This is a genomic window from Microbacterium sp. J1-1 (assembly GCF_024498615.1).
GTDB classification, from domain to species: Bacteria; Actinomycetota; Actinomycetes; order Actinomycetales; family Microbacteriaceae; genus Microbacterium; species Microbacterium aurugineum.
In genome coordinates, this window is sequence record NZ_CP089590.1 from 1,556,833 (window position 1) to 1,579,323 (window position 22,491).

General features: G+C 67.5%; 21 protein-coding genes. 14 read left to right on the plus strand and 7 right to left on the minus strand.

Annotation, left to right across the window (positions count from 1 at the left end; genetic code table 11):
* The first annotated feature begins 150 nt into the window (after positions 1-150).
* Positions 151-1,179 carry a 6-phosphofructokinase gene (locus tag LRQ07_RS07345; RefSeq protein ID WP_047519389.1) on the plus strand — a complete coding sequence of 343 codons (1,029 nt, stop codon included), beginning with the start codon at positions 151-153 and terminating at the stop codon, positions 1,177-1,179.
* A gap of 48 nt (positions 1,180-1,227) precedes the next feature.
* Here the strand turns inward: LRQ07_RS07345 and LRQ07_RS07350 are convergent, their stop codons facing one another.
* Complete coding sequence (locus LRQ07_RS07350; RefSeq protein ID WP_232762029.1) at positions 1,228-3,327, minus strand: S9 family peptidase; 2,100 nt, start codon at positions 3,325-3,327, stop codon at positions 1,228-1,230.
* A gap of 155 nt (positions 3,328-3,482) precedes the next feature.
* On the opposite strand from LRQ07_RS07350, the gene LRQ07_RS07355 reads away from it, so the two are divergent.
* Entirely contained in the window at positions 3,483-4,862 is a 1,380-nt protein-coding gene (locus tag LRQ07_RS07355) for an inorganic phosphate transporter (protein ID WP_232762028.1), read from the plus strand.
* The gene (locus LRQ07_RS07360; RefSeq protein WP_256536288.1) at positions 4,859-5,194 is read left to right on the plus strand and encodes a peptidase; all 336 of its coding nucleotides are present in this window, start codon (positions 4,859-4,861) and stop codon (positions 5,192-5,194) included. The genes LRQ07_RS07355 and LRQ07_RS07360 overlap by 4 nt, the downstream gene beginning before the upstream one ends.
* A 21-nt stretch (positions 5,195-5,215) precedes the next feature.
* On the opposite strand, the gene LRQ07_RS07365 is transcribed toward LRQ07_RS07360, so the two are convergent.
* Positions 5,216-5,782 (minus strand): TetR/AcrR family transcriptional regulator, encoded by a 567-nt coding sequence (locus tag LRQ07_RS07365; protein WP_256536289.1) that lies wholly within the window; start codon positions 5,780-5,782, stop codon positions 5,216-5,218.
* Positions 5,783-5,841: 59 nt separating this feature from the next.
* On the opposite strand from LRQ07_RS07365, the gene LRQ07_RS07370 reads away from it, so the two are divergent.
* Both LRQ07_RS07370 and LRQ07_RS07375 read left to right on the plus strand, forming a co-directional pair.
* Positions 5,842-6,762 (plus strand): phosphodiesterase, encoded by a 921-nt coding sequence (locus LRQ07_RS07370; RefSeq protein WP_256536290.1) that lies wholly within the window; start codon positions 5,842-5,844, stop codon positions 6,760-6,762.
* 61 nt (positions 6,763-6,823) lie between these two features.
* On the plus strand, positions 6,824-8,284 hold the full coding sequence (locus tag LRQ07_RS07375; RefSeq protein WP_232762025.1) for an aspartate ammonia-lyase: 1,461 nt from the start codon (positions 6,824-6,826) through the stop codon (positions 8,282-8,284).
* Positions 8,285-8,348: 64 nt separating this feature from the next.
* Here LRQ07_RS07375 and LRQ07_RS07380 read toward each other — a convergent pair whose 3' ends face one another.
* The gene (locus LRQ07_RS07380; RefSeq protein ID WP_047519345.1) at positions 8,349-9,218 is read right to left on the minus strand and encodes a fumarylacetoacetate hydrolase family protein; all 870 of its coding nucleotides are present in this window, start codon (positions 9,216-9,218) and stop codon (positions 8,349-8,351) included.
* Positions 9,219-9,307: 89 nt separating this feature from the next.
* Between LRQ07_RS07380 and LRQ07_RS07385 the strand changes: the two genes are divergently transcribed.
* From LRQ07_RS07385 to LRQ07_RS07395, 3 genes are all read left to right on the plus strand, one after another.
* Positions 9,308-10,549, plus strand: coding sequence for a PrsW family intramembrane metalloprotease (locus tag LRQ07_RS07385; RefSeq protein WP_256536291.1), 1,242 nt, complete (start codon positions 9,308-9,310; stop codon positions 10,547-10,549).
* Positions 10,550-10,760: 211 nt separating this feature from the next.
* Entirely contained in the window at positions 10,761-11,126 is a 366-nt protein-coding gene (locus tag LRQ07_RS07390; RefSeq protein WP_047519341.1) for an FKBP-type peptidyl-prolyl cis-trans isomerase, read from the plus strand.
* A gap of 181 nt (positions 11,127-11,307) precedes the next feature.
* Positions 11,308-11,862 carry a YceI family protein gene (locus LRQ07_RS07395; protein ID WP_232762022.1) on the plus strand — a complete coding sequence of 185 codons (555 nt, stop codon included), beginning with the start codon at positions 11,308-11,310 and terminating at the stop codon, positions 11,860-11,862.
* 34 nt (positions 11,863-11,896) lie between these two features.
* On the opposite strand, the gene LRQ07_RS07400 is transcribed toward LRQ07_RS07395, so the two are convergent.
* Positions 11,897-13,189 carry an MFS transporter gene (locus LRQ07_RS07400; RefSeq protein WP_256536292.1) on the minus strand — a complete coding sequence of 431 codons (1,293 nt, stop codon included), beginning with the start codon at positions 13,187-13,189 and terminating at the stop codon, positions 11,897-11,899.
* A gap of 184 nt (positions 13,190-13,373) precedes the next feature.
* Between LRQ07_RS07400 and rpsO the strand changes: the two genes are divergently transcribed.
* Positions 13,374-13,643 carry a 30S ribosomal protein S15 gene (gene rpsO / locus LRQ07_RS07405; protein WP_017203073.1) on the plus strand — a complete coding sequence of 90 codons (270 nt, stop codon included), beginning with the start codon at positions 13,374-13,376 and terminating at the stop codon, positions 13,641-13,643.
* Positions 13,644-13,771: 128 nt separating this feature from the next.
* Here rpsO and LRQ07_RS07410 read toward each other — a convergent pair whose 3' ends face one another.
* Positions 13,772-14,776, minus strand: a complete 1,005-nt coding sequence (locus LRQ07_RS07410; RefSeq protein ID WP_256536293.1) for an isopenicillin N synthase family dioxygenase — start codon at positions 14,774-14,776, stop codon at positions 13,772-13,774.
* Positions 14,777-14,942: 166 nt separating this feature from the next.
* On the opposite strand from LRQ07_RS07410, the gene efeU reads away from it, so the two are divergent.
* The 3 genes from efeU to efeB are packed head-to-tail and all read left to right on the plus strand — an operon-like array spanning position 14,943 to position 18,462.
* Complete coding sequence (gene efeU, locus LRQ07_RS07415) at positions 14,943-15,893, plus strand: iron uptake transporter permease EfeU (protein ID WP_256536294.1); 951 nt, start codon at positions 14,943-14,945, stop codon at positions 15,891-15,893.
* The gene (gene efeO, locus LRQ07_RS07420; RefSeq protein WP_256536295.1) at positions 15,890-17,122 is read left to right on the plus strand and encodes an iron uptake system protein EfeO; all 1,233 of its coding nucleotides are present in this window, start codon (positions 15,890-15,892) and stop codon (positions 17,120-17,122) included. The genes efeU and efeO overlap by 4 nt, the downstream gene beginning before the upstream one ends.
* Before the next feature lie 35 nt (positions 17,123-17,157).
* A complete protein-coding gene (gene efeB, locus LRQ07_RS07425; RefSeq protein ID WP_413775535.1) occupies positions 17,158-18,462 on the plus strand; it encodes an iron uptake transporter deferrochelatase/peroxidase subunit in 1,305 nt (434 codons plus the stop codon).
* 2 nt (positions 18,463-18,464) lie between these two features.
* Here efeB and LRQ07_RS07430 read toward each other — a convergent pair whose 3' ends face one another.
* Together LRQ07_RS07430 and LRQ07_RS07435 are read right to left on the minus strand one after the other, a co-directional pair.
* Positions 18,465-19,343, minus strand: coding sequence for a serine hydrolase domain-containing protein (locus LRQ07_RS07430; protein WP_232762018.1), 879 nt, complete (start codon positions 19,341-19,343; stop codon positions 18,465-18,467).
* Between the two features lie 5 nt (positions 19,344-19,348).
* On the minus strand, positions 19,349-20,488 hold the full coding sequence (locus LRQ07_RS07435) for an acyltransferase family protein (RefSeq protein ID WP_256536296.1): 1,140 nt from the start codon (positions 20,486-20,488) through the stop codon (positions 19,349-19,351).
* A gap of 111 nt (positions 20,489-20,599) precedes the next feature.
* On the opposite strand from LRQ07_RS07435, the gene LRQ07_RS07440 reads away from it, so the two are divergent.
* Entirely contained in the window at positions 20,600-21,826 is a 1,227-nt protein-coding gene (locus LRQ07_RS07440; protein ID WP_047519329.1) for an LLM class flavin-dependent oxidoreductase, read from the plus strand.
* Between the two features lies 1 nt (position 21,827).
* Positions 21,828-22,472, plus strand: a complete 645-nt coding sequence (locus LRQ07_RS07445; protein ID WP_256536297.1) for an FMN reductase — start codon at positions 21,828-21,830, stop codon at positions 22,470-22,472.
* Positions 22,473-22,491: the final 19 nt, after the last annotated feature.

The following is a 22,491-nucleotide window of genomic DNA, read 5'->3' on the forward strand; positions in this document are numbered from 1 at the left end:
CCGAGAAGTCCGTCGATATCCTCGATCGTCCACGTCAAGATCGGGGATTTTCGTCGACGTCGAATGGCGCGCGAGTGCGCGGGGGCACTAGTGTCGATCGAAGGCAGCGTCGCCTGTTCCCCCATCACCCGAACGTCTGAAGGCACCAGCATGAAGATCGGCATCCTGACGAGCGGCGGCGACTGCCCCGGCCTCAACGCGGTCATCCGCGGCATCGTGCTCAAGGGCACCACCACGTACGACCTGGAGTTCGTCGGCATCCGGGACGGGTGGCGTGGCCTCGTCGACGGCGACTTCATGCCGCTCACACGCCACGAGGTGAAGGGGCTCTCGAAGGTCGGTGGGACCATCCTCGGCACCAGCCGCACGAACCCCTACGAGGGGGAGCGCGGAGGCGCCGAGAACATCGCCAAGACCCTGTACGGCCACAAGATCGACGGCATCGTGGCGATCGGCGGCGAGGGGACGCTCGCCGCTGCGGACCGTCTGGCGAAAGACGGGATCAAGGTCATCGGCGTCCCCAAGACGATCGACAACGACCTGCAGGCCACGGACTACTCCTTCGGTTTCGACACGGCGGTGAACATCGCCACCGACGCGATGGACCGCCTCCGCACGACCGGCGATTCCCACCAGCGCTGCATGGTCGCCGAGGTCATGGGCCGCCACGTCGGCTGGATCGCGCTGCACGCGGGCATGGCCGCCGGTGCGCACGTCATCTGCATCCCCGAGGTTCCGATGTCGATCGACGACATCACCGAGCTGGTGACCAGTGCCCACGACCGTGGTCGCGCACCTCTGGTGGTCGTCTCCGAGGGATTCAAGCTCCTCGGCATGGAAGAGGCCTACAGCGACAAGGGTCTCGACGCTTTCAACCGTCCCCGGCTCGGCGGCATCGGCGACATGCTCGCTCCCGAGATCGAGCGCATCACCGGCATCGAGACCCGGGCGACGATCCTCGGTCACATCCAGCGCGGTGGATCGCCGTCGGCGTTCGATCGGGTGCTCGCGACACGACTCGGTCTGCACGCGGCGGATGCGCTCGTCGACGGCGCCTGGGGTCAGATGGTCGCCATGCAGGGTACCGACATCGTGCGGGTGCCCTTCGCCGATGCTCTCGGCGAGCTGAACACGGTGCCGCGCTACCGCTACGACGAGGCCGCTGCCCTCTTCGGCTGAGGACGCGGAGCGGGGAGCGCCCCCGCGCGGGGCGCCCACCACGGCGGTTCAGTCCTCGGCGAGCCCGAGGGTGTCGAGCAGCCAGGCGAGTTCGAACGCGCGCTCCCTCCAGGAGTTGTAGCGTCCGCTCACGCCGCCGTGCCCCGCGACCATCTCGCACTTGAGGAGGACGTCCGAGGCGCCGGCTTCTCGCAGACGTGCGACCCACTTCGCGGGTTCCACATACAGGACACGCGTGTCGTTGAGGGAGGTCACGGCGAGGATCCGCGGATACTCGACGCCGTCTCTCACGTTCTCGTAGGGCGAGTACGACTTCATGTAGTCGTAGACGTCCGAGCCGTGCAGCGGGTCGCCCCACTCGTCCCACTCGATCACGGTGAGCGGCAGGGACGGATCCAGGATCGTCGTCAGGGCGTCCACGAACGGCACACCGGCGAGGATGCCTGCGAAGAGCTCGGGAGCGAGATTGGCGACCGCTCCCATCAGCAGACCACCCGCGCTCCCGCCCTCGGCGACCAGGCGCTTCGGTGTCGTCACACCCGTCGCGACCAGGTGCTCGGCGCAGGCGACGAAGTCCGTGAAGGTGTTGCGCTTGTGCAGGAGCTTGCCGTCCTCGTACCACTGACGGCCCATCTCCCCACCACCGCGCACGTGGGCCACGGCGAAGATCACCCCGCGGTCGAGTTCGGACAACCGGGCGACCGAGAAGCCGGGGTCGATCGAGTGCTCGTACGATCCGTACCCGTACAGGTGCAGCGGTCGCGCCTCCGTGCCGGGTTCGCCGAACGAGCGCTTCCACACGAGCGAGATGGGAACGCGCACGCCGTCGGGGGCCGTCGCCCATTCACGCCGCTGGCCGTACTCCGCGGGGTCATAGCCGCCCAGGACGGAGACCTGCTTGCGCAGGATCAGGTCGCGATTCGAGAGATCGAGGTCGTACACCGTCCCCGGGGTGACGAACGACGTGTATCCGAGGCGCAGGAACGGCGAGTGCCATTCCGGGTTGCCGCTGACGCCCGCGGAGTAGAGCGGTTCGTCGAAGGGGATCTCGTCGAGGGTGTTCGTGGGGTAGTCGAGCAGACCGACGCGCTCGAGTCCTTCGCGTCGGTACTCGACGGTGGCGAAGTCACGGAACGCGTCCATGCCGAGCAGCCGTCTTCCTGCCTCGTGCGCGACGACCGGGAGCCGCTCTCCCTGGGGATCGGAGGCCGCGACGGAGACCAGCTCGAAGTCCAGGGCGCCGTCGTTGTGGAGGATGAACAGCCGGTCCTCGCCGTCCACCACCGCATGATCGATCGAATACTCCACCCCTTCGCGGCGCGGCCAGACCAGTCGCGGTTCGGCGGTGAGATCGCCGGTCAGATCGACCAGGTACTCCTCGCTCGTGATGCTCGAGCCGACGCCGATCACGAGGTACCGCCGGCTTCGTGTGATCCCCGCACCGAGCCAGAACTTCTCATCGGGTTCGTGGAACAGTCGGACGTCGTCCGCGACGGGTGTGCCCAGGCGATGCAGCCACAGGGTGTCGGGCCGCCATGCGTCGTCCCGGGTCGTGTAGAGGACTCCGGTGCCGTCCGGCGTGAAGAAGGCGCCGCCCGTGTTCGGGATCTCGTCGTCGAGGGTCGCTCCGGTCGTCAGATCGCGCACGTGCACCGTGTAGAGCTCGTCGCCCTCGAAATCGGTCGACCACAACAGCTTCGTGGCGTCGTCGGACGTGTCGAACGCGCCGAGCGAGAAGAACTCATGCCCTTCGGCCTCGATGTTCCCGTCGAGGAGGACCACTTCACCCGGAACAGGGACGCCCGGCTCGAGCACGGGCGGAGTCCACTCGCCGGCGTCGGCAGCAGCGCGGCAGTGGATACCGTACTGCGCTCCCTCCTCGGTCCGGCTGTAGTACCACCAGTCGCCTCGGCGGGTGGGTACCGAGAGATCGGTCTCCTGCACGCGGGCCTTGATCTCCTCGAACAGTTTCGTCCGAAGCGCGGCGAGGTGGGCGGTCTGCGCATCCGTGTAGGCGTTCTCGGCCTCGAGGTGTGCGATGACCTCCTCGGAGTCCTTCGCCCGCATCCACTCATACGGGTCGTCGAACGTGTCGCCATGATGAGTGCGGAGGGTGGAACGGCGGGCAGCGAGCGGGGCGTCAGTCACCGTTCCACGCTATCCCAGGTCGAGTTGACCGGCGCGGGGGAGGGTGGGAGGATTTACCGGGGCCGGTTAACGGAAGTCAAACCCACGGTGAACTCTTCGTTCAGCACGTCGATATCGTCGACAACTCCTTCTTCCTCAACGACCGAAAGCGAACGGTGGAAACCGCAGCCCTCATCGTCGTGCTCGTCATCGCGCTGGCACTCTTCTTCGACTTCACCAACGGTTTTCACGACACCGCGAATGCCATGGCGACGCCGATCGCCACCGGCGCGCTGAAGCCCAAGACCGCCGTCCTCCTCGCCGCCGTCTTGAACCTCATCGGGGCGTTCCTGTCCACCGAGGTCTCGAAGACCATCTCCGGCGGCATCATCCGGGAGGACGCGATCCTCTCCGCGGGGGCTGACCTCTTCCTCTCGCTGATCTTCGCCGGCCTGATCGGCGCGATCACGTGGAACATGCTCACCTGGCTCCTCGGACTGCCCTCGAGCTCGTCCCATGCGCTCTTCGGCGGGCTCATCGGTGCGACGATCGTCGGCGCGGGCGTGGGGGGCATCGACTTCGGCATGGTGCTCTCGAAGATCGTGCTTCCGGCGCTGATCGCACCCGTCACCGCCGGCCTGATCGCTTTCGCCGCGACGAAGATCGCGTACTCGATCACCCGTCGCTACGACGGAAAGCCGGATGGCCGTGACGGGTTCCGGTGGGGGCAGATCTTCACGTCCTCCCTGGTCGCGCTCGCACACGGCACCAACGACGCGCAGAAGACCATGGGCGTCATCACTCTCGCGATGATCACGATCGGCTGGCAGTCGGGGGCGCATCACGAGCCGGAGCTCTGGGTGATCGTCGCGTGTGCCTTCACGATCGCGCTCGGCACGTACCTAGGCGGTTGGCGCATCATCCGCACGCTCGGCAAGGGACTCACCGATGTGAAACCCGCGCAGGGATTCGCCGCCGAGAGCTCGACCGCGGCGACCATCCTCGCCTCCAGCGCCCTCGGCTTCGCGCTCTCCACGACCCAGGTCGCCTCGGGGTCCGTGATCGGCTCGGGACTCGGGCGCCGCGGCTCCACGGTCCGCTGGCGGACCGCGGGTCGGATCGGCGTGGGCTGGATCCTCACGCTGCCCGCAGCGGGCGGTGTCGGCGCGCTGGCCGCGCTCCTGGTGGTCTGGCTCGGCAACTGGGGAGTCGCGATCGACGCGGTCCTCGCACTCGCGATCATCCTCGGGCTCTTCATGCGCTCGCGCCGTAACGCCGTGACACCCGCGAATGCCATGAGCGACGTCGCTGAGTCGGGACGCGCGGTCGAGCTCCCCGACACGCCACCGCCCACGCGACGCCAGCAGCGCATCGCCGAGGCGAAGGCGGAGGCGAAGGCGCGTGCGGAAGCGCGTGACAAGGCGAAGGCGCAGGCCAAGAAGGACGCGGCTGACAAGGCCAAGAAGAAGGCTCAGGCAAAGTCCGACGGCAAGGCGGCGAAGGCCGGGGCCGTGTCGAAGAGTGCGGATGCGGCGCGCAAGGAGGAGTCCGAATGAACATCGTGATCGACTGGCTCGCGTTCCTCCAGGTGTTCCTGGCGGCGCTGATCGGTGCGGCTGCGATCGTCACCTTCTACGCGCTCGGTCTCCGGCTGCTGGTGCGCAGCGGGCGTGCTCCGGTCGTGAGCCCCGCGGAGTTCACCGACGCGATCACCGTGATCACCGAGAAGGAGCTTCGTCGCGCCGAGAAGCAGGCGGCGAAGGCGGCGAAGAAGAGCCCGCTCAGCGAGGGGCAGAAGACGACGGCTCTCGTCGGCGCCTATGCGTGCTTCGCGCTCTGCGCTGCGGCTGTCGTCGCCGGCATCCTCATGCTCGTCATCGGACACTGATCCGCACGGCGCGCCCTCGGATCATCGCAGCAGGCCCTCCACCAGGTCGTCGATGATGTCATCGGTCGGTGACTCCGGGTCGATCGGTGTGGTCAGTCGGTCGAGCAGGAGACCGTCGATCGCGTAGTGGAACAGCGCGATCTCGCGCCGTCCCCCCGGGAGGCCCGCCCTCGTATTGAAGGCGACGTCCCCCTCGAGCCCTGCGCGTTGCCAGGCGCCGAGCACCGCGGCCACTTCGGGGCGGCGGCTGCTCTCGAGCCGCAGTTCGAAGAGCGCGAGCGTCACTTCCCGGTCATCGGTGAGTCGGCGGACGATGTCGCGCACGTAGTCGGCGAACAGCGCAGGGCCGGGTTCGCCCGCGGAACGGCGCTCCAGCTCTTCCGGTGTGGGGGAGAGGCGCTCACCGATGCGTTCGACCAGCCCGGCCACCAGCGCATCGCGGCTGCGGAAGTAGTTCGACGTGGTGCCGGTCGGCACGCCGGCCGCGACATCGACGGAACGGTGGGTCAGCCCACGGGAGCCCTCGCGAGCGAGCACGGTGAGCCCCGCATCCGCGATCGCCTGTCGTCTGCCTTCGTTGCGTGCCACCACCGCATCCTATCTGATCACTACACCTGCAGTACTGACCAGACGCCTAGGCTGAGGGCATGTCCGCAGCAATCGGTGACGCGTACACCTTCGGCCGGCACGCTCCGGCGTCGCATGTCCTGATCCACGTCAGCGACCCGCACTTCCTCGCCGGGGGCGCATCGCTGGGCGGGCGGTACGACGTCGAGGCGAACTTCGCGCGCACGCTGGAGGCGATCGGTGCGGTGCACTCGCACCCGACGGCGATCGTCGTGACCGGGGATCTCGCCGATCTGGGGGAGCCGGACGCCTATCGTCGTCTGCGCGCGTCCGTCGAACCGGTCGCCGAGGAGCTCGGTGCTCCGATCGTCTGGGTGGCGGGCAACCATGATGAGCGTCCCGCCCTGCGCGCAGGACTCCTGGACCTCGAGCCGACCGAAGAGCCCGTCACCGGGGTCTGGGACCTCGGCGGGCTGCGTCTCGTCGCCCTCGACACCAGCGTCCCCGGCTGGCACCACGGCGATCTCGATGCCGGTCAACTCTCCTGGCTCGCGGATCAGCTCGCCCAGCCTGCGCCGCACGGGACGTTGCTCGCGATGCATCATCCGCCGCTCCCGAGCCATCTGCCGCTCTTCGACATCCTGGAACTGCGCCATCAGGACGAACTCGCCGACGTCATCCGCGGCAGCGATGTCCGGGGCATCCTCGCCGGACATCTGCACTATTCGTCACACGGGATGTTCGCCGGGGTCCCGGTCAGCGTCGCGTCGGCCACCTGCTACACGATGAACGTGGCACGTCCTGCGGCCGAGGTGAATGGCATGGACGCCGCGCAGGCATTCCAGATGGTCCACGTGTATCCCGACACGATCACCCACACCGTCGTCCCGGTGACCGACGCGGTGACGGGCGACTACTTCTCGGAGGCCTGGGTGGAGCGGATGTCGAAGCTCTCACCGGAAGGGCGACTCGAGGCCTTCTCCCGCAAACCCGGGCGCTGAGCGGCGTAGACTGGGCACATCCCCCACTCTTCTCACCCGCCACGACCCACGAGGATGTGACATGGCTTCTGCCGCGCCTACCCTGACCCGCACCGAGACCGATTCGCTCGGGAGCATGGAGATTCCCGTCGACGCGTACTGGGGGATCCACACCGCCCGCGCCGACGCGAACTTCCCGATCACGAAGCGGCCGATCTCGGTGTACCCCGATCTCGTGGTCGGCCTGGCGATGGTCAAGCAGGCGAGTGCCCGCGCGAATCGTGAGATCGGGGTGCTCGACGCCGAGCGTGCCGACCTGATCGATCGTGCTGCGCAGCGTGTGATCGACGGCGAGTTCCACGAGCAGTTCACGGTGGGCGTCATCCAGGGCGGTGCCGGTACCTCGACCAACATGAACGCGAACGAGGTCATCACCAACATCGCGCTCGAACTCGCCGGCCGGGAGAAGGGCGACTACGCGTTCCTCTCGCCGATCGACCACACGAACCGCAGTCAGTCCACCAACGACGTCTACCCGACGGCCGTGAAGATCGGTCTCTCGCTGACGTTGCGGTCCCTGCTCGAGGAGCTGGATCTGCTCCGACTGTCCTTCCTGGGCAAGTCGCGGGAGTTCCACGACGTCCTGAAGGTCGGTCGTACCCAGCTGCAGGATGCCGTGCCGATGACGCTCGGACAGGAGTTCAACGGCTTCGCCACGACGCTCGGCTACGACCACACCCGCCTGACCGAGAACGCTTCGCTGATGTTCGAGATCAACATGGGGGCGACCGCGATCGGCACCGGCATCACGACACATCGGGCTTACGCCCCGGCCGTGCTGAAGCACCTGCGGGAGATCACCGGGCTCGACCTGCGCACCGCGGGAGACCTCGTCGAGGCCACCAGCGACACCGGTTCGTTCATGTCGTTCTCCTCGACGCTCAAGCGCAACGCGATGAAGCTCTCGAAGATCTGCAACGACCTGCGTCTCCTGTCGTCGGGACCGCAGGCCGGGCTGGGGGAGATCAACCTTCCCGCGATGCAGGCGGGGTCCAGCATCATGCCGGGCAAGGTGAACCCCGTGATCCCGGAGGTCGTGAACCAGGTGGCCTTCGCCGTCGCCGGTGCCGACATGACGGTCACGATGGCGGCAGAGGCCGGGCAGCTGCAGCTGAACGCCTTCGAGCCGGTGATCGCGCACTCGATCTTCCAGTCCATCACCTGGATGCGCCAGGCGATGTGGACCCTGCGTGTCAACTGCGTCGACGGCATCACCGCGAACCGCGACCGCCTCGGGGCTATGGTCGGTGCGTCGGTCGGCGTCATCACCGCGCTGACGCCGTTCATCGGTTACGCGGCCGCAGCGGCGCTCGCGAAGACCGCGCTGCTGACCAATCGGAATGTCGCCGATCTCGTCGTCGAGGCAGGTCTGATGTCGCGTGACGAGGTCGTCAAGCAGCTGTCGCCGGCACGCCTGTCGGGTCTGGAGACGGTCACCGCTGCGATCCCGGTCGTCGCGCCGGAGGATCTGATCGAGATCTGACAGCGCGGGAACGCACGAGGGGACGGACGCTACGGCGTCCGTCCCCTCGTGCGTTCGATCCGTTTCAGTCCGTGATGCGGCAGTGGGTCGTGAGTTCGCCGATGCCGTCGATACCCACGGTCACGGTCGAGTGGTCGCGGAGGAAGATCTGCGGGTCGCGTGAGTACCCGGCGCCTCCGGGGCTGCCCGTCGAGATGAGGGTGCCGGGCAGCAGCGTGAGGGACTGCGACAGGTGGGCGATCAGCTTCGCGACGGAGCGCACCATCTGTCCGGTGCTCGCGTCCTGCACGGTGTGCCCGTCCACGACGGTCCAGATGTGGAGGTCCTGCGGATCGGGGATCTCGTCCGCGGTCACCGCGAAGGGCCCGGTCGGTGTGAACCCGTCGAAGGACTTGCATCGGGACCACTGGGCCTCGGAGAACTGGATGTTCCGCGCGGTGATGTCGTTGACCACGGTGTAACCCCAGACGTGCGTGAGGGCGTCCTGCTCGCTGACGTCTTTCGCGGGGGTGCCGATGAGGACGCCGAGCTCTGCCTCGTAGTCCACGGCCTCGCTGAGGTCACGCGGCCAGGAGGTCGTCTGATCGTGGCCGGTGAGCGAGTTCGGCCACAGGGTGAACACGGTGGGTGCGGCGTCGGTCTTCAGGCCGAGCTCGCTCGAGTGGGCGGCATAGTTCAGCCCCACGGCAAGGACGGCCGGGGGTGCGAGCACCGCGGAATCGAACGACCAGTCACCGAGCGGATGACGGACGGCGGCACCTGCGGCCAGCGCCACGCGCAGAGCCTCGAGAAGGGCATCCCCACCTTCGATGAGCTGCTGCAGCGTGGCAGGGGCGTCGGTCAGGAGATCAGAGACGAGGATGGCGTCCGAGTCCTGGACCACGGCGAGAACCGCGCGAGGGGAGTCAGGACGGCGCAGATGAGCGAACCGCATGCTCCTACGCTACCGGGTGGCGGCCGGTCCGCGGATGGAGGACACAGCCATACCGAGGCCGTCTCTCTTGTGCCCCTTAGGCTTTGGCTATGAGTTTCGGAGGACCACCCCCGCCGCAGCAACCGTCGCCCTACACGCCTCCGCCGGCCACGGCAGCGTTTCGGCAGTCGGGCTACGCGTCGGCACTGGCCCAGCCGACGCCGTACACGCCGCCGGCCCCGGTCGCACCCTCGCCCGCGGAGTCGCTTCCGGCGCTGCCGGTACCGACGCGCAAGGGGCGGACGATCTCGCTGTGGTTGTTCGGCTTCCTGGGCTTCCTGCTCCTGGCTCTGATCGGCTACTTCGGCTGGGCGCTGGGCGCATTCGCCTCGGTGGTCGGCCTGGTCCTCGCGCTGATCCCTCTGACCATCGTGTTCCTCGGTGTGCGCATGATCGACCGCTGGGAGCCCGAACCCAAGCGACTGATCTTCTTCGCGATCGCCTGGGGAGCCGTGGCTGCTGTCGGGCTCACGCTTCTCGTCGACGTCGGCCTGACGATCCTGATCGGTCCCACCTCCGAAGCCTTCACCGCGGTGGTGCAGGCCCCGATCGTCGAGGAGTTCTGGAAGGGACTGGGCGTCTTCCTGATCTTCCTTCTGGCCCGCCGGGCCTTCGACGGTCCGGTCGACGGCGTCGTGTACGGGGCGCTCGTGGGAGCCGGTTTCGCGTTCACCGAGAACATCCAGTACTTCGCTATCAGCCTGATCGAGGGTGGTGGCGAGCAGCTGACCGTGACGTTCGCGGTGCGCGCCATCCTCTCGCCCTTCGCGCACGCGATGTTCACCGCCGTCACCGGTTTCGCGATCGGCCTCGTGGCGCGTCGACACGGCTCGGCGGGCTCGGCGCTGGGCGCCGGACTGCTGGGAGGGCTCGGGGCCGTGCTGCTGCACGGACTGTGGAACGGGTCAGCGACGTTCGCCGACTTCTTCGGTCTCTACTTCACGCTGCAGGTGCCGCTCTTCATCGGCTTCATCCTCGGGATCATCGCGCTGCGCCGCGAGGAGGCGCGCCTCACCCGGGCCCGCCTCGCCGAGTATGCGAGCGCGGGGTGGTTCACCCCGGAAGAGGTCACGATGCTTGCCACGTCGAGCGGTCGCAAGGCTGGCCTCGCCTGGGCACGCGGGCTCCGAGGCGACCGGAGGCCACTCATGCGCGAATTTATCAAGGACGCGACGGCGCTGGCCGCTGTCCGCCAGCGTGCGATCACCGGGCGCGATCCCCTCGCGGTGGATGACGAGCGCGCCTTGCTGATCCGCACGCGCGCAGCCAGGGCGGCGTTGCTGGCGTACTGAGTCGGGCGCTGACGGACCCCGTGGCAAGACTCAGCGCCCGGTGCTGCGGCGATGCCTGCGAGTCTCCCGGGCGCTGAGTTGATCTGTAAACAGGGTGCACCGGCTCTCGCCGAGTGTCAAGAGGGTTTTGTGTCGACGCCTGATCTCGCTGTTCGCTGTGAGCAAGTGCGATCGCGTTGACCTCGTCCACGATGCTCGGTTTGATGGAAGCATGACTGATCGCACAAAGCCAGAGTTCGACGCTCCCACCGGTCCCGCTCCTGCGGAACTCGTCATCCGCGACATCATCGAAGGAGACGGCGCGGAGGCTAAGCGCGGCGACACCGTGACTGTCCACTACGCCGGTGTCGAGTACGAGTCCGGTGAAGAGTTCGACTCCTCCTGGGGTCGTGGTGAGACCATCCAGTTCCCTCTCGCCGCACTCGTCCAGGGGTGGCAAGAAGGAATCCCCGGCATGAAGGTCGGCGGTCGTCGAGAGCTCATCGTCCCTCCGCACCTCGCCTACGGTCCGGCCGGTGGCGGACACTTCCTCTCGGGGAAGACGTTGATCTTCATCATCGATCTGATCGCGGTCTGACCCCGTCGACGTTCCTGCGAGACGCTCCTCTTCGTCTGAAGAGGAGCGTCTCGTGCTGTGCGGGCACGAGATCTTCATTCGCGGGAATACATTCGAGTGAATGTAAGTTGTCACGAGGGTCGCGTCACTGCGGCCCCTGTCCGACGCCGCAACCGCGGCCGATGTCTCCGAAGGAGAAACCATGACCAGCATCGACATTCCCGGCTACCGTCCCGGCACCTGGGTGCTCGACCCTTCGCACAGCGAGGTGACGTTCAGCGTCCGCCACATGATGATCTCCAAGGTGAGGGGCACGTTCGGCGTCAAGAACGCGACGCTGATCGCTCCCGAGAACCCGCTCGAGGCCAAGGTCGAGGCGACCGTCGACGTGACCTCCGTCGACACGAACGACGAGGGCCGCGACGCACACCTCCGTTCGGCAGACTTCTTCGACACCGAGAACTTCCCGACCATGGAGTTCGTCTCCACGGGGACCCGCGTCAAGGGTGACGATCTCGTCGTCGATGGCGACCTCACGATCCGCGGCGTCACCAAGCCGGTCAGCTTCGAACTCGACTTCGGTGGCTTCGGCACCGACCCGTACGGCAACTACAAGGCGGGTGCCTCTGCGAAGGCCGTGATCAACCGCGAGGACTTCGGCCTCACCTGGAACGCGGCACTGGAGACCGGCGGCGTGCTCGTGGGCAAGGACATCACGATCAACCTGGACCTTCAGGGCGCCCTGCAGCAGGACTGATCGCGCTGCGCGCAGCATCCAGGACCCCGGGCCCTCAGGGCTCGGGGTCTTCTGCGTCGTAGTCGAGGAAACGGCGATTCCGGCGGGAGAGCATCGCGACCAGGGCGATCACCAGGACGCCGCCCAGCAGGGGAGGGAACCAGAGCGTCGTCAGGGTCGCGAGGGTTCCGGCGTAGAGGGCGCCCACTCGTGGTCCGCCGGCGACGACGACCACGAACAGCCCCTGCAGTCGGCCACGCATGGCGTCCGGGACGGCCGCCTGCATCATCGTGTTGCGGTAGATGGAGCTGACATTGTCCGATGCCCCGGAGAGGGCGAGTGCTGCGCAGGCGGCGACGATCAGTCCGACGTTCGGTGCGTCCTCCGACACGGAACCCGAGAGGGCTCCGATCAGCAGCACCAGACCGAACAGCAGGATCGACGCCCCGTATGCCTCGACCGCCCTCGCGATCCCGCGGCCGTGCCAGCGATATTGGACGACGCGTCCGGAGAAGAGGCTCGAGGCGAAGGTGCCGACGGCGACGGCCGCGGTCAGGATTCCGGTGGTGATGGCGCCTCCACCGAGGAGGACCGTGCCCAACGCCGGGAAGAGCACGAGGGGCTGACCGAAGGTCATGGCGATGATGTCGATGATGTACTGCATCCGGATGTTGCCGGCCCTGCGGAGGAATCGCCACCCGTCGACGAGGGATGCCAAGCCTGGTCGCACGACATCCCCTTCCGGGCGCAGCACCGGGAGGGTCCACAGCCCGAGGAACATCGAGAGCATGAGCACGACGTCGATCGTGTAGGTCCAGCCGTAGCCGGTGAGCGCCACCAGGAGCCCGGCGAGTGCGGGGCCCGCCATCACGGTGAGCCCGAACGCGACGCCGTTCAATGCGGATGCCGCGGCGAGCTGCGTGCGGGGGATGAGTCGAGGGACGATGGCTGTGCGGGTGGCCATCCCGACGGAGTTCGCCGCCGAGTTGATCATGCTCAACGCATAGAGCCACCAGATGGTCTCACTGCCCGTCCAGGTGAGGGCGGCGAGGAGTGCGGTCGAGACGAACGTGATCGTGGCCGCGATCAGCGCCACCCGCCGCCGGTCGAATGCGTCCGCGAGCATCCCGCCGTACAGTCCGGCGAGGATCATCGGCACGAGTCCGGCGACCGCGATCATCGACACCGCGAAGGTGCTCCCGGTCAGTACGAACACGTGCAGCATCACCGTGACGATCGTCAGTTGCCCGCCGATACCGGCCAGGGTCGAACCGATCCACATCCGCGCGAAGGCGGGACTGGTCCTCAGTGGGGTGAGGTCGATCAGATGACCGCGGCGCGCGCTCACCGGTGGAACTTCTTCTGCACCGTTCGAGCCTAGTTGCACCGGGGTGGGCGGCATCCGCCCGTGTCACACGGGGGAGCGCTCGGCTGGTAGACTCTTCAGGTTGCCGTTCGATCGGCCGCGGATAAAGAGAGCCCACGTATCAGGCGTCGGGCGCCGCGCAACAAGCAGAGAGGGGATCGAATCTATGGCACTGGAAGCAGACGTCAAGAAGGCGATCATCGAAGAGTACGCGACGCACCCCGGTGACACCGGATCCCCCGAGGTGCAGGCGGCGATGCTGACGCAGCGCATCAAGGACCTCACCGAGCACCTGAAGGAGCACAAGCACGACCACCACTCGCGTCGTGGCCTCTTCCTGCTCGTGGGTCAGCGCCGTCGTCTGCTCGGCTACCTCCAGAGCGTCGACATCGAGCGCTACCGCTCGCTGATCGCGCGCCTGGGTCTTCGCCGATAAGGCAGATTCCGCCAGCGTTCAATCGCGCAGAACATTCTTGAGAAGGCCGCCCCACGGTGTGGGGCGGCCTTCGTCATGTGTGGCGGGTCACGCAGTCGCGGAGGCACGCGACAGGTGGGCGCTCCCGCTCAGACCCGCGCGCCGACGAGGTCGGCATGGTGGATCGCTGCGACGTCCGGGTGGGCGCGCAGGCGTGACTTCAGCGCGTTCTCGCCGTAGAGGGCGTGAATCGGGTTGTCCGGGTCGTTCGTCACCCCGTTCGCCTCCGCCGCGAGTTCCGCAGGGAGCTCGATCAACGGCAGTCGCTTGTCGAGCGCGGGGTTGAAGAAGAACGGGATCGAGATGCGGTCGTCCGGTGCCTGCGGCGAGACGACACGATGGTTCGTCGCCTTGAGGTATCCGCCGGTCGCATACTCGAGCAGCTCCCCGATGTTCACGACGAAGGCCCCGGACACCGGGGGAGCGTCCACCCAGACGCCGTCGCGTTCGACCTGCAGTCCCCCTTTGCCGGGTTCGACCCACAGCAGCGTGAGCACACCGGAGTCCTTGTGCGCCCCGACACCCTGCTGCGGCTCCGGCTCATGGGTGCCCGGGTAGCGCACGATCTTGATGAGGGTCGACGGCTCCCCGAAGTGCTCGTCGAAGTACGTCTCGTCGGCACCGAGCGCCAGCGCCCAGGCGCGCAACAGTGTGCGCGAGACCTCCGAGAGGGCTTCGTGCCACTCAGCCACGACCTGCTCCAACTCCGGTTGTGCAGCCGGCCAGAGGTTCGGCCCGATCAGGCGGTTGAACGCGGGGCCGTCGTCCAGAGGCTCGCGCTCGGGCCCGATGTCGATCTGCTCACGCCAATCGACCTCGCCCCGGGTGCGCTCGCCGCCGATGCGGGTGTAGCCACGGAAGTGCGGACTGTTCACGTTCTCGATCGCGAGCTTGTCCTCCTCGGGGAGGGCGAAGAAGTCGCGCGCAGCGCGGTGCAGACGTGATTCCAGCTCCGGGGAGATGCCCGTGCCCGTGAGATAGAAGAAGCCGACGTCGTGCGTCGCCGTCCGGAGGCTCTCACAGAAGCGTGCCGCGGCCTCGGGGCCTTGATCGAGCTGGGACAGGTCGAGGATCGGGAGCGAGAGTTCAGCCATGGACCGAGGGTACGTCGGCCGTCCCGGAGTGAGGGCGACTGTTGCGTCGCGTTACCGCGCACGTTCGTCCAGCCCGACGCATCCTGTTCCGATATCGCGTCGAGGGGATGCTAGAGTCCTGGAGGTAAGGGATGCCTTACCTCAGTCATCGCAAGAGAGTTCTCCCGTGCTCGCCACATTTCTCATCGGCCTCCGTGAAGGTCTGGAAGCCGCGCTGGTCGTCGGCATCCTCGTCGCGTATCTCCGTCGCCTCGGCCGTCAGGATGCGCTCCCGAAGATGTGGGCCGGAGTGGGACTCGCGATCGCCCTCGCCCTCGGCATCGGAGCCGTGCTCACCTTCGGTGCCTACGAGCTCACGTTCGAGGCGCAGGAGCTGATCGGCGGCGGGCTCTCGCTCCTGGCCGTGGGCATGGTCACGTGGATGATCTTCTGGATGCAGCGCGCCGGACGCACGATGAAGGCGACGCTGGAGGGCGGTCTCGATCGTGCGCTCACCACCGGCGGGCTCTGGGCGCTGGTCGCGATCGGTTTCGTCTCCGTCGCTCGTGAAGGTATCGAGACGACTCTCCTGCTGTGGTCGATGGTGCAGGCCTTCGGCGACGCTCCCTCCGCTCTGCTCGGTGCGCTGCTCGGCCTCGCCGCCGCCGTCATCGTCGGCTGGCTCATCTCCCGCGGAGCCGTGAAGCTCGACCTGCGCCGCTTCTTCGCGTGGACCGGTGGTTTCCTGGTCATCGTCGCGGCCGGCGTGCTCGCTTACGCGCTGATGGATCTGCAGGAGGCGGGTGCCCTCCCCGGGCCGTTCACCGCCGCTGCACCGCTCGACCCCGTGGCGGGCGCGGTCGCCGTCGGCGGAGCGGGGTTCCCGTTCGGCTGGGCCTTCGACGTGTCGGCCGTCATCGCGCCGAGTGGTCCGCTGGCCGCGGTGCTGCAGGCCACGGTCGGCTTCATGCCCGCGATGACGTGGGTCCAGGTCATCGCGTGGACCCTCTACATCCTCGTCGTCGGATCACTGTACGTGCGGGGCCTGCGGTCTCCGCGTCCGGTGCGGTCACACGACGCGCCGCAGCCCGAGTCCGGGCCGCCACCCACTTCTCTCACACAACAAGGAGCAGCATGACCACCTCTCACCGTGTCCTGGGGACCCTGGCGGCCGCGGGTGCCGCAGTGCTCGTCCTGAGCGGGTGCGTCGCGAAGAGCGACGTCGCCGCGGATGCCGCCTTCGCCGTATCCTCGACCGCTACCGACTGCGCCGTGTCGGCGGCCACGGCCAAGAGCGGGACGCTCACCTTCGACGTCAAGAACGACACCGATCAGGTCTCCGAGTTCTACCTCCTGGCCGAAGACGGTCTCCGCATCGTCGGCGAGGTCGAGAACATCGCCCCCGCGGCATCCCGCACCCTCACGGTCGTGGCGCAGCCGGGAGAGTACTTCACGCTCTGCAAGCCGGGCATGATCGGTGACGGAGTCGGTAAGGCCGCCTTCACCGTCACGGGCGATCGGGTGGCGGTCGAAGGACCCGACGCCGAGCAGAAGCAGCAGGCGGTCGACCTCTACGCCGCGTTCGTGAAGGACCAGGTCGGCCAGCTCGTCCCGGCCGTCGAGGACTTCGTCTCCGCGTACGAATCCGGCGATGACGCCACCGCACGGGAGCTCTTCCCGCAGACCCGCGCGTTCTATGAGCGCATCGAGCCGGTCGCCGAGGCACTGGGCGACCTCGACCCACGCATCGATTACCGTGAGGTCGACGCCGTCGCGGAGGGGCTGGACTGGACAGGCTTCCACCGCATCGAGAAGGACTTGTGGGTGCCGGCGCAGGACGCGCTGAACGCCGACGGCGAGACGTCAGCCTGGCAGGACTGGGCACCGTCGACACCCCAGGAGCGCGCCGACTACGGTGACCTGCTTCTCGCCGACGTCCAGGAGCTGTGCGAATACGTGCACTCGGACGACTTCACGACGGCTCTCGATGACCAGGGCATCGGCGGGATCTCCAACGGCGCCATCGCGTTGCTCGACGAGGTCGCGACGGGAAAGATCTCCGGCGAGGAGGACTGGTGGTCCGGGACCGACCTCTACGACTTCGCGGCGAACGTCGAGGGGTCCAAGATGGCGTTCTCGCTTGTGAAGGACTTCGCCGTCGCGCAGGGCGAGGACGGGGAGGCGCTCGTCGGCGAGATCGAAGCGGGTTACGCGTCCCTCGACGATTCGCTCGCCGCACACGGTTCGCTGACGGACGGGTTCGTTGGATACTCCGATCTGACGGAAGGCGACAAGCGGGAGTTCACCGATCTGATCAACGCCCTCGCCGAGCCGCTCTCGCAGCTCACCAGCACGGTTCTCGACTGATCAGCCGCGTGCCCCGACCGGATACCATCACGGACGTGAACGAACCTGAAGAGGGCGCCGCACCCGACGAGGCGGCGACGCGCGATGCATCCGCCTCCGGTGGATTGAGCCGACGAGGGCTCCTCGGTCTGGCGATCGGCGGAAGTGTGGCGGGGCTCGCCGTCGGAGCGGGCGCCGGGCTCGCCGGAGGTGTGGCGCTGGGTCGCGCGCGAGCGGCGGAGGACGCGGACTCGGCGTACGGCTTCTTCGGCGAGCACCAGGCCGGCATCACCACCCCGGTGCAGGATCACCTCCACTTCGCGAGCTTCGACATGATGCCGCGCACGGACCGGGAGGACCTGATCTCGCTGCTGCAGGATTGGTCGTATGCGGCCTCGCGGATGGCGCAGGGCCTCGAGGTCAGCGCGACGGGTGCCGTCGGAGGGTCGGCCGAAGCGCCTCCGGACGACACGGGTGAGGCCCTGGGCCTTCCTGCCTCGGGACTCACCCTCACCTTCGGTTTCGGTCCGGGACTGTTCGAGAACGAGGAAGGCGACCGCTACGGGATCGCTGCGCAGCGGCCGGCGGGACTGGAGCGCTTGCCGGCGTTCCTCGGGGACGACCTCGACCCGCAGGCATCCCACGGAGACCTGTGCATCCAGGCGTGTGCGGATGATCCGCAGGTGGCCGTGCACGCGATCCGCAACCTCAGCCGCATCGCTTTCGGACGCGCGCGCTTGCGCTGGTCGCAGCTGGGGTTCGGCAAGACGTCGCGCACCACGACGGCGCAGGCGACGCCGCGCAACCTGTTCGGTTTCAAAGACGGTACGGCGAACATCCTCGCCGATGATGCCGCCGCGCTCAGGGATCATGTCTGGGTCTCGACCCAGGATGAGCCCGTGTGGCTCGCCGGCGGTTCGTACCTCGTCGCCCGCAAGATTGCGATGCTGATCGAGACCTGGGACCGGGTGCGCCTGTCCGAGCAGGATGCGATCATCGGGCGGGACAAGGGGGAGGGGGCTCCTCTCTCCGGGGGTGACGAGTTCACCGCGCCCGACTTCCAGGGCACCGCGATCGATGAGAACAGTCATGTGAGCCTCGCGCATCCCGAGCACAACGACGGCATCCGGATCCTTCGTCGTGGATACAACTACGTCGACGGCAACAACGATCTCGGACGACTCGACGCCGGGCTGTTCTTCCTCTCCTACCAGCGCGATCCGGCGCAGTTCGTCTCCCTGCAGCGGCGACTCTCGACCGATCGGATGAACGAGTACATCCGGCACGTCGGTTCAGGGATCTGGGCGGTTCCTGCCGGGGTGAAGCCGGGGTCGTACGTCGGAGCCGATCTCTTCGCCTGACCTCAGGGCGTCGGCAGGGCGTCCTCGAGGATCGCGACCACCGAGGCCGCCATCGCGTCGGCACCGGCATGGTCGTTCGCGCTGATCGTCACGACCGCGTCGTCGAGGAAGATCAGGAGCTGACCGTAGGCTCCGTGCAGCCGCCACGCACTGCCTGGGCCGCCCCATCCCGCGAGCCCATAGCTGTCGTATCCGGGGTTCTCGCCGGCGACGACGGCATCCTCATGCATCGCGTCGATCCACTCCGGCGACACCAGCCGTCTGCCTCGCCACTTCCCGCGGTCTCGAATCAGCAGCCCGATGCGCGCCATCTCGTTCGTACGGAGAGGGAGACCGCCGCCGGCTTCGATGCGTCCGTTCGGGCAGCGTGCCCAGGCGACGTCGGTGATGCCGAGCGGAGCGAAGAGCCGCGCATCCAGATACTCGCCCACGTCGCCCACTCGCGCCGCGAGAGCCGTCATCGCGGTGTAGGTGCTCGCGTTGGAGTACTGGAAGACGCGCCCGCGTGATGGGCGTCGGAGGAACTCGCGCGCCAGGTCGGGCCAATCCGTCATCAGGGTCTCCGACCAGGGGAGATCGATCCCGCTCGACATCGTCAGGAGATGGCGCAGCGTCACCTCTTCGACCCCGTCACCGTGCGCGAAGTCGGGAAGAGAGAAGACCACCGGTTCGTCGACGTCGACCAGCCCCTCGTCGGCGGCGAGGGCAGTGCCCAGGACGCAGACGCCCTTCGCGACGGAGTGCACGTCTTCCCGGACGTCGGCGGTCCACCGGTGCTCGGCCTCGGCGTCGCCGATGCGCACGTGAAGTCCGTGTGCGCCGAAGCCGGAGAGTGTGGCTGCCTCCACGATGCTGTCCCGCACGGTGTGCGCCACGCTCATGGCCGTCACGAGGTCGGACGCGGACGCCGCGAACCGGTGGGATCGTTGCGGCGCCCTTCCCGTCGGGTGAGTTCGGGGTCGGCGAAGAGCCACCCCGGGCGCGGTTCAATCAGCGGGCGGAAGACCCAGCGCACCGGCCGGGTCGCGAGCAGAAGTGCGACGAGCACCGAGAGTGCGGTGACCAGAGGCAGCCAGAGCCAGGTGGGTTCGAGGTCTCGGAGGACGCCTGTCTCGCGGAACGGATAAAGCACGAAGGAGTGCAGCAGGTAGACGTACATCGTGTACTGACCGAAGGACGTCCACCAATACGAGCCGCGGGGGATCAGGAGGAAGAACGCCGCGCACAGCACGACGGCCAGCAGCATCAGGGCGATCCGGATCCCGCCCGCCCACCACTGGTCGCCGCCCAGATCGGAGTAGGCGTCCTCATAGAACAGCCAGTGTCGAAGGTCGATGGCCTGCCAGAGCGGCAGCCAGTTCCAGGCCGCCCAGCCCGTTGCGGCGATGACGGCGGCCGCGGCGGCGCGGATCCACCACGGGCGGAAGTCGAGCAACCGCAGTCGATCGACGATGTCATGCTCGCGGAGCCACCAGCCGAGCGCGAAGAACGGGAGGAGTCCGAGCGTGCGGGACAGGGAGAAGGTGCTGTCGACGTTCGGGAGATAGCCCGAGCCGATCGAGATCAGGACGGTCCACAGCAACGGCCAGCGCAGCAGCGCGAGATAGGGGAGGACCAGGCGGAAGATGCCGAGGGCGAGGAGGAACCAGAGCGTCCAGCTCGGCTTCGTGAAGTTGGGCGATGCCTCGCCTTCCACGGCCCACTTGGTGAGGGTCCAGAGCGTCTCGAAGATCACGTAGGGGAGGATGATGTCCGTGATCACCCGGGCCATCTGCGTCTTGGTGGGGGAGCCGGACTTGGAGAAGTACCCGGAGATGATCGCGAACGCCGGCATGTGGAACGCGTACAGCGCGAGGTAGAGGGCGAACGCGATGTCGGAGTCGTAGGTGAGGCGTTGTATCGCGTGTCCGAGGACGACGAGCACGATGCACAAGTACCGCGCGTTGTCCCAGAACGGCACGCGCCGTCTTCGTCGCGGGATCGAACCTGTGGTGGGCCCTGTGAGGTCGGCGCCGGTACTGCTCATCGTCCGAGATTACAGCCCGGGAATAAAGTTGCTGTGAGCGCGTTGACACAGTTACATTCAAATGAATAGAACGGGATGCGAGTCATCCGGTTCGGAGAGCACGGAGCAATCATGAGCGAGCAGTCAGGCGCGCAGGCGATGCAGTTCGGCATCATGTCGGTCAGCGACATCACCCGCGACCCCCTCACGGGCATCACCCCCAGCGAGCAGGAGCGCATCAAGGCGACGACGGCCATCGCCGTCCACGCGGAAGAGGTCGGACTCGACGTCTTCGCCATCGGCGAGCACCACAACCCGCCGTTCTGGTCCTCCAGCCCCACGACCTTCCTGGCGGCACTGGCCGCGCAGACCGAGCGCCTCATCGTCTCCACGTCGACGACGCTCATCACCACGAACGACCCCGTGCGCATCGCCGAGGAGTACGCGATGCTCCAGCACGTGTCCGACGGCCGCATGGACCTCATGCTCGGCCGCGGCAACACCGGACCGGTGTATCCCTGGTTCGGGCAGGACATCCGGCAGGGACTCCCGCTCGCGATCGAGAACTACGCGCTGCTGCACAAGCTGTGGCGTGAGGACGTGGTCGACTGGGAGGGGAAGTTCCGCACTCCGCTGCAGGGCTTCACCTCGACGCCTCGTCCGCTCGACGGCATCCCGCCGTTCGTCTGGCACGGGTCCATCCGCACCCCGGAGATCGCGGAGCAGGCCGCCTACTACGGTGATGGCTTCTTCGCGAACAACATCTTCTGGCCGAAGGAGCACTACCAGCGCCTGATCGAGCTGTACCGGCAGCGCTTCGAGCACTACGGCCACGGGACCAGGGAGCAGGCCATCGTGGGTCTGGGCGGACAGGTGTTCATGGCTGCGAACTCGCAGGACGCGGTCAACCGGTTCCGTCCGTACTTCGACAACGCGCCGGTCTACGGCCACGGGCCGAGCATGGAGGACTTCACCGAGATGACTCCGTTGACCGTCGGCTCCCCGCAGCAGGTCATCGACCGCTACGCCGCCATGCGGGAGCACTACGGCGACTACCAGCGACAGCTGTTCCTGATCGATCACGCGGGCCTGCCGCTGAAGACAGTGCTGGAGCAGCTCGACATCCTCGGCTCCGAGGTCGTGCCCGTGCTCCGCAAGGAACTCGCGAACGACCGTCCTGCTGCGGTGCCCGACGCGCCGACCCACGCGGCACGCGTCAAGGCCGAGTTCGGGGACGGGCCGACCCGTCAGGCCCGTCCCGGCGCCAACCGCGGCGACAACCTGACCGGCGACTCGCCGTATCAGGACTCTCCTGCCCCCGCCGGCGCGGCATTCGGGCTCGGCCGGACGGAGGCGTGAGATGACCATGCGTCGTATCGCCGTCGTCTCCGCCGGCCTGTCGAACCCGTCCTCCACGCGGATGCTCGCCGACCGGCTCGCGACCGAGACCGTCAACGCGCTCGCCGAGCAGGACATCCAGGCGAGTGTCGACGTCATCGAGCTTCGTGACTACGCACACGACATCACCAACAACATGCTCACCGGCTTCGCACCGCCTGCGCTCGAGACCGCGATCAACACCGTGGTCTCGGCCGACGCTCTCATCGCGGTGACCCCGATCTTCTCGACGAGCTACTCGGGGCTCTTCAAGTCGTTCATCGATGTGCTCGACCCGGACTCCCTCCGGGGCAAGCCCGTGCTGATCGGTGCGAACGCCGGCACCGCGCGACACTCTCTGGCGATCGATTACGCCATCCGGCCGCTCTTCGCCTACCTCCACGCCGATGCCGTCTCGACCGGGGTGTTCGCCGCGTCGAGCGACTGGGGTGGTTCCGGCGACGATGTGGCTCCGCTCGGCAAGCGTGTGGAGCGGGGAGCCAGAGAGCTCGCAGAGGCGATCATCCGTCGGGAGGAGACGACGGTCGAAGACCCGTACGACCCCGCCACGTACCTGGGCGAGGGGCGCTCGTTCGGGCACATGCTGGGCGGGCTGGCAGGCGAGTGAGCCGGAGCGCGACTCGACC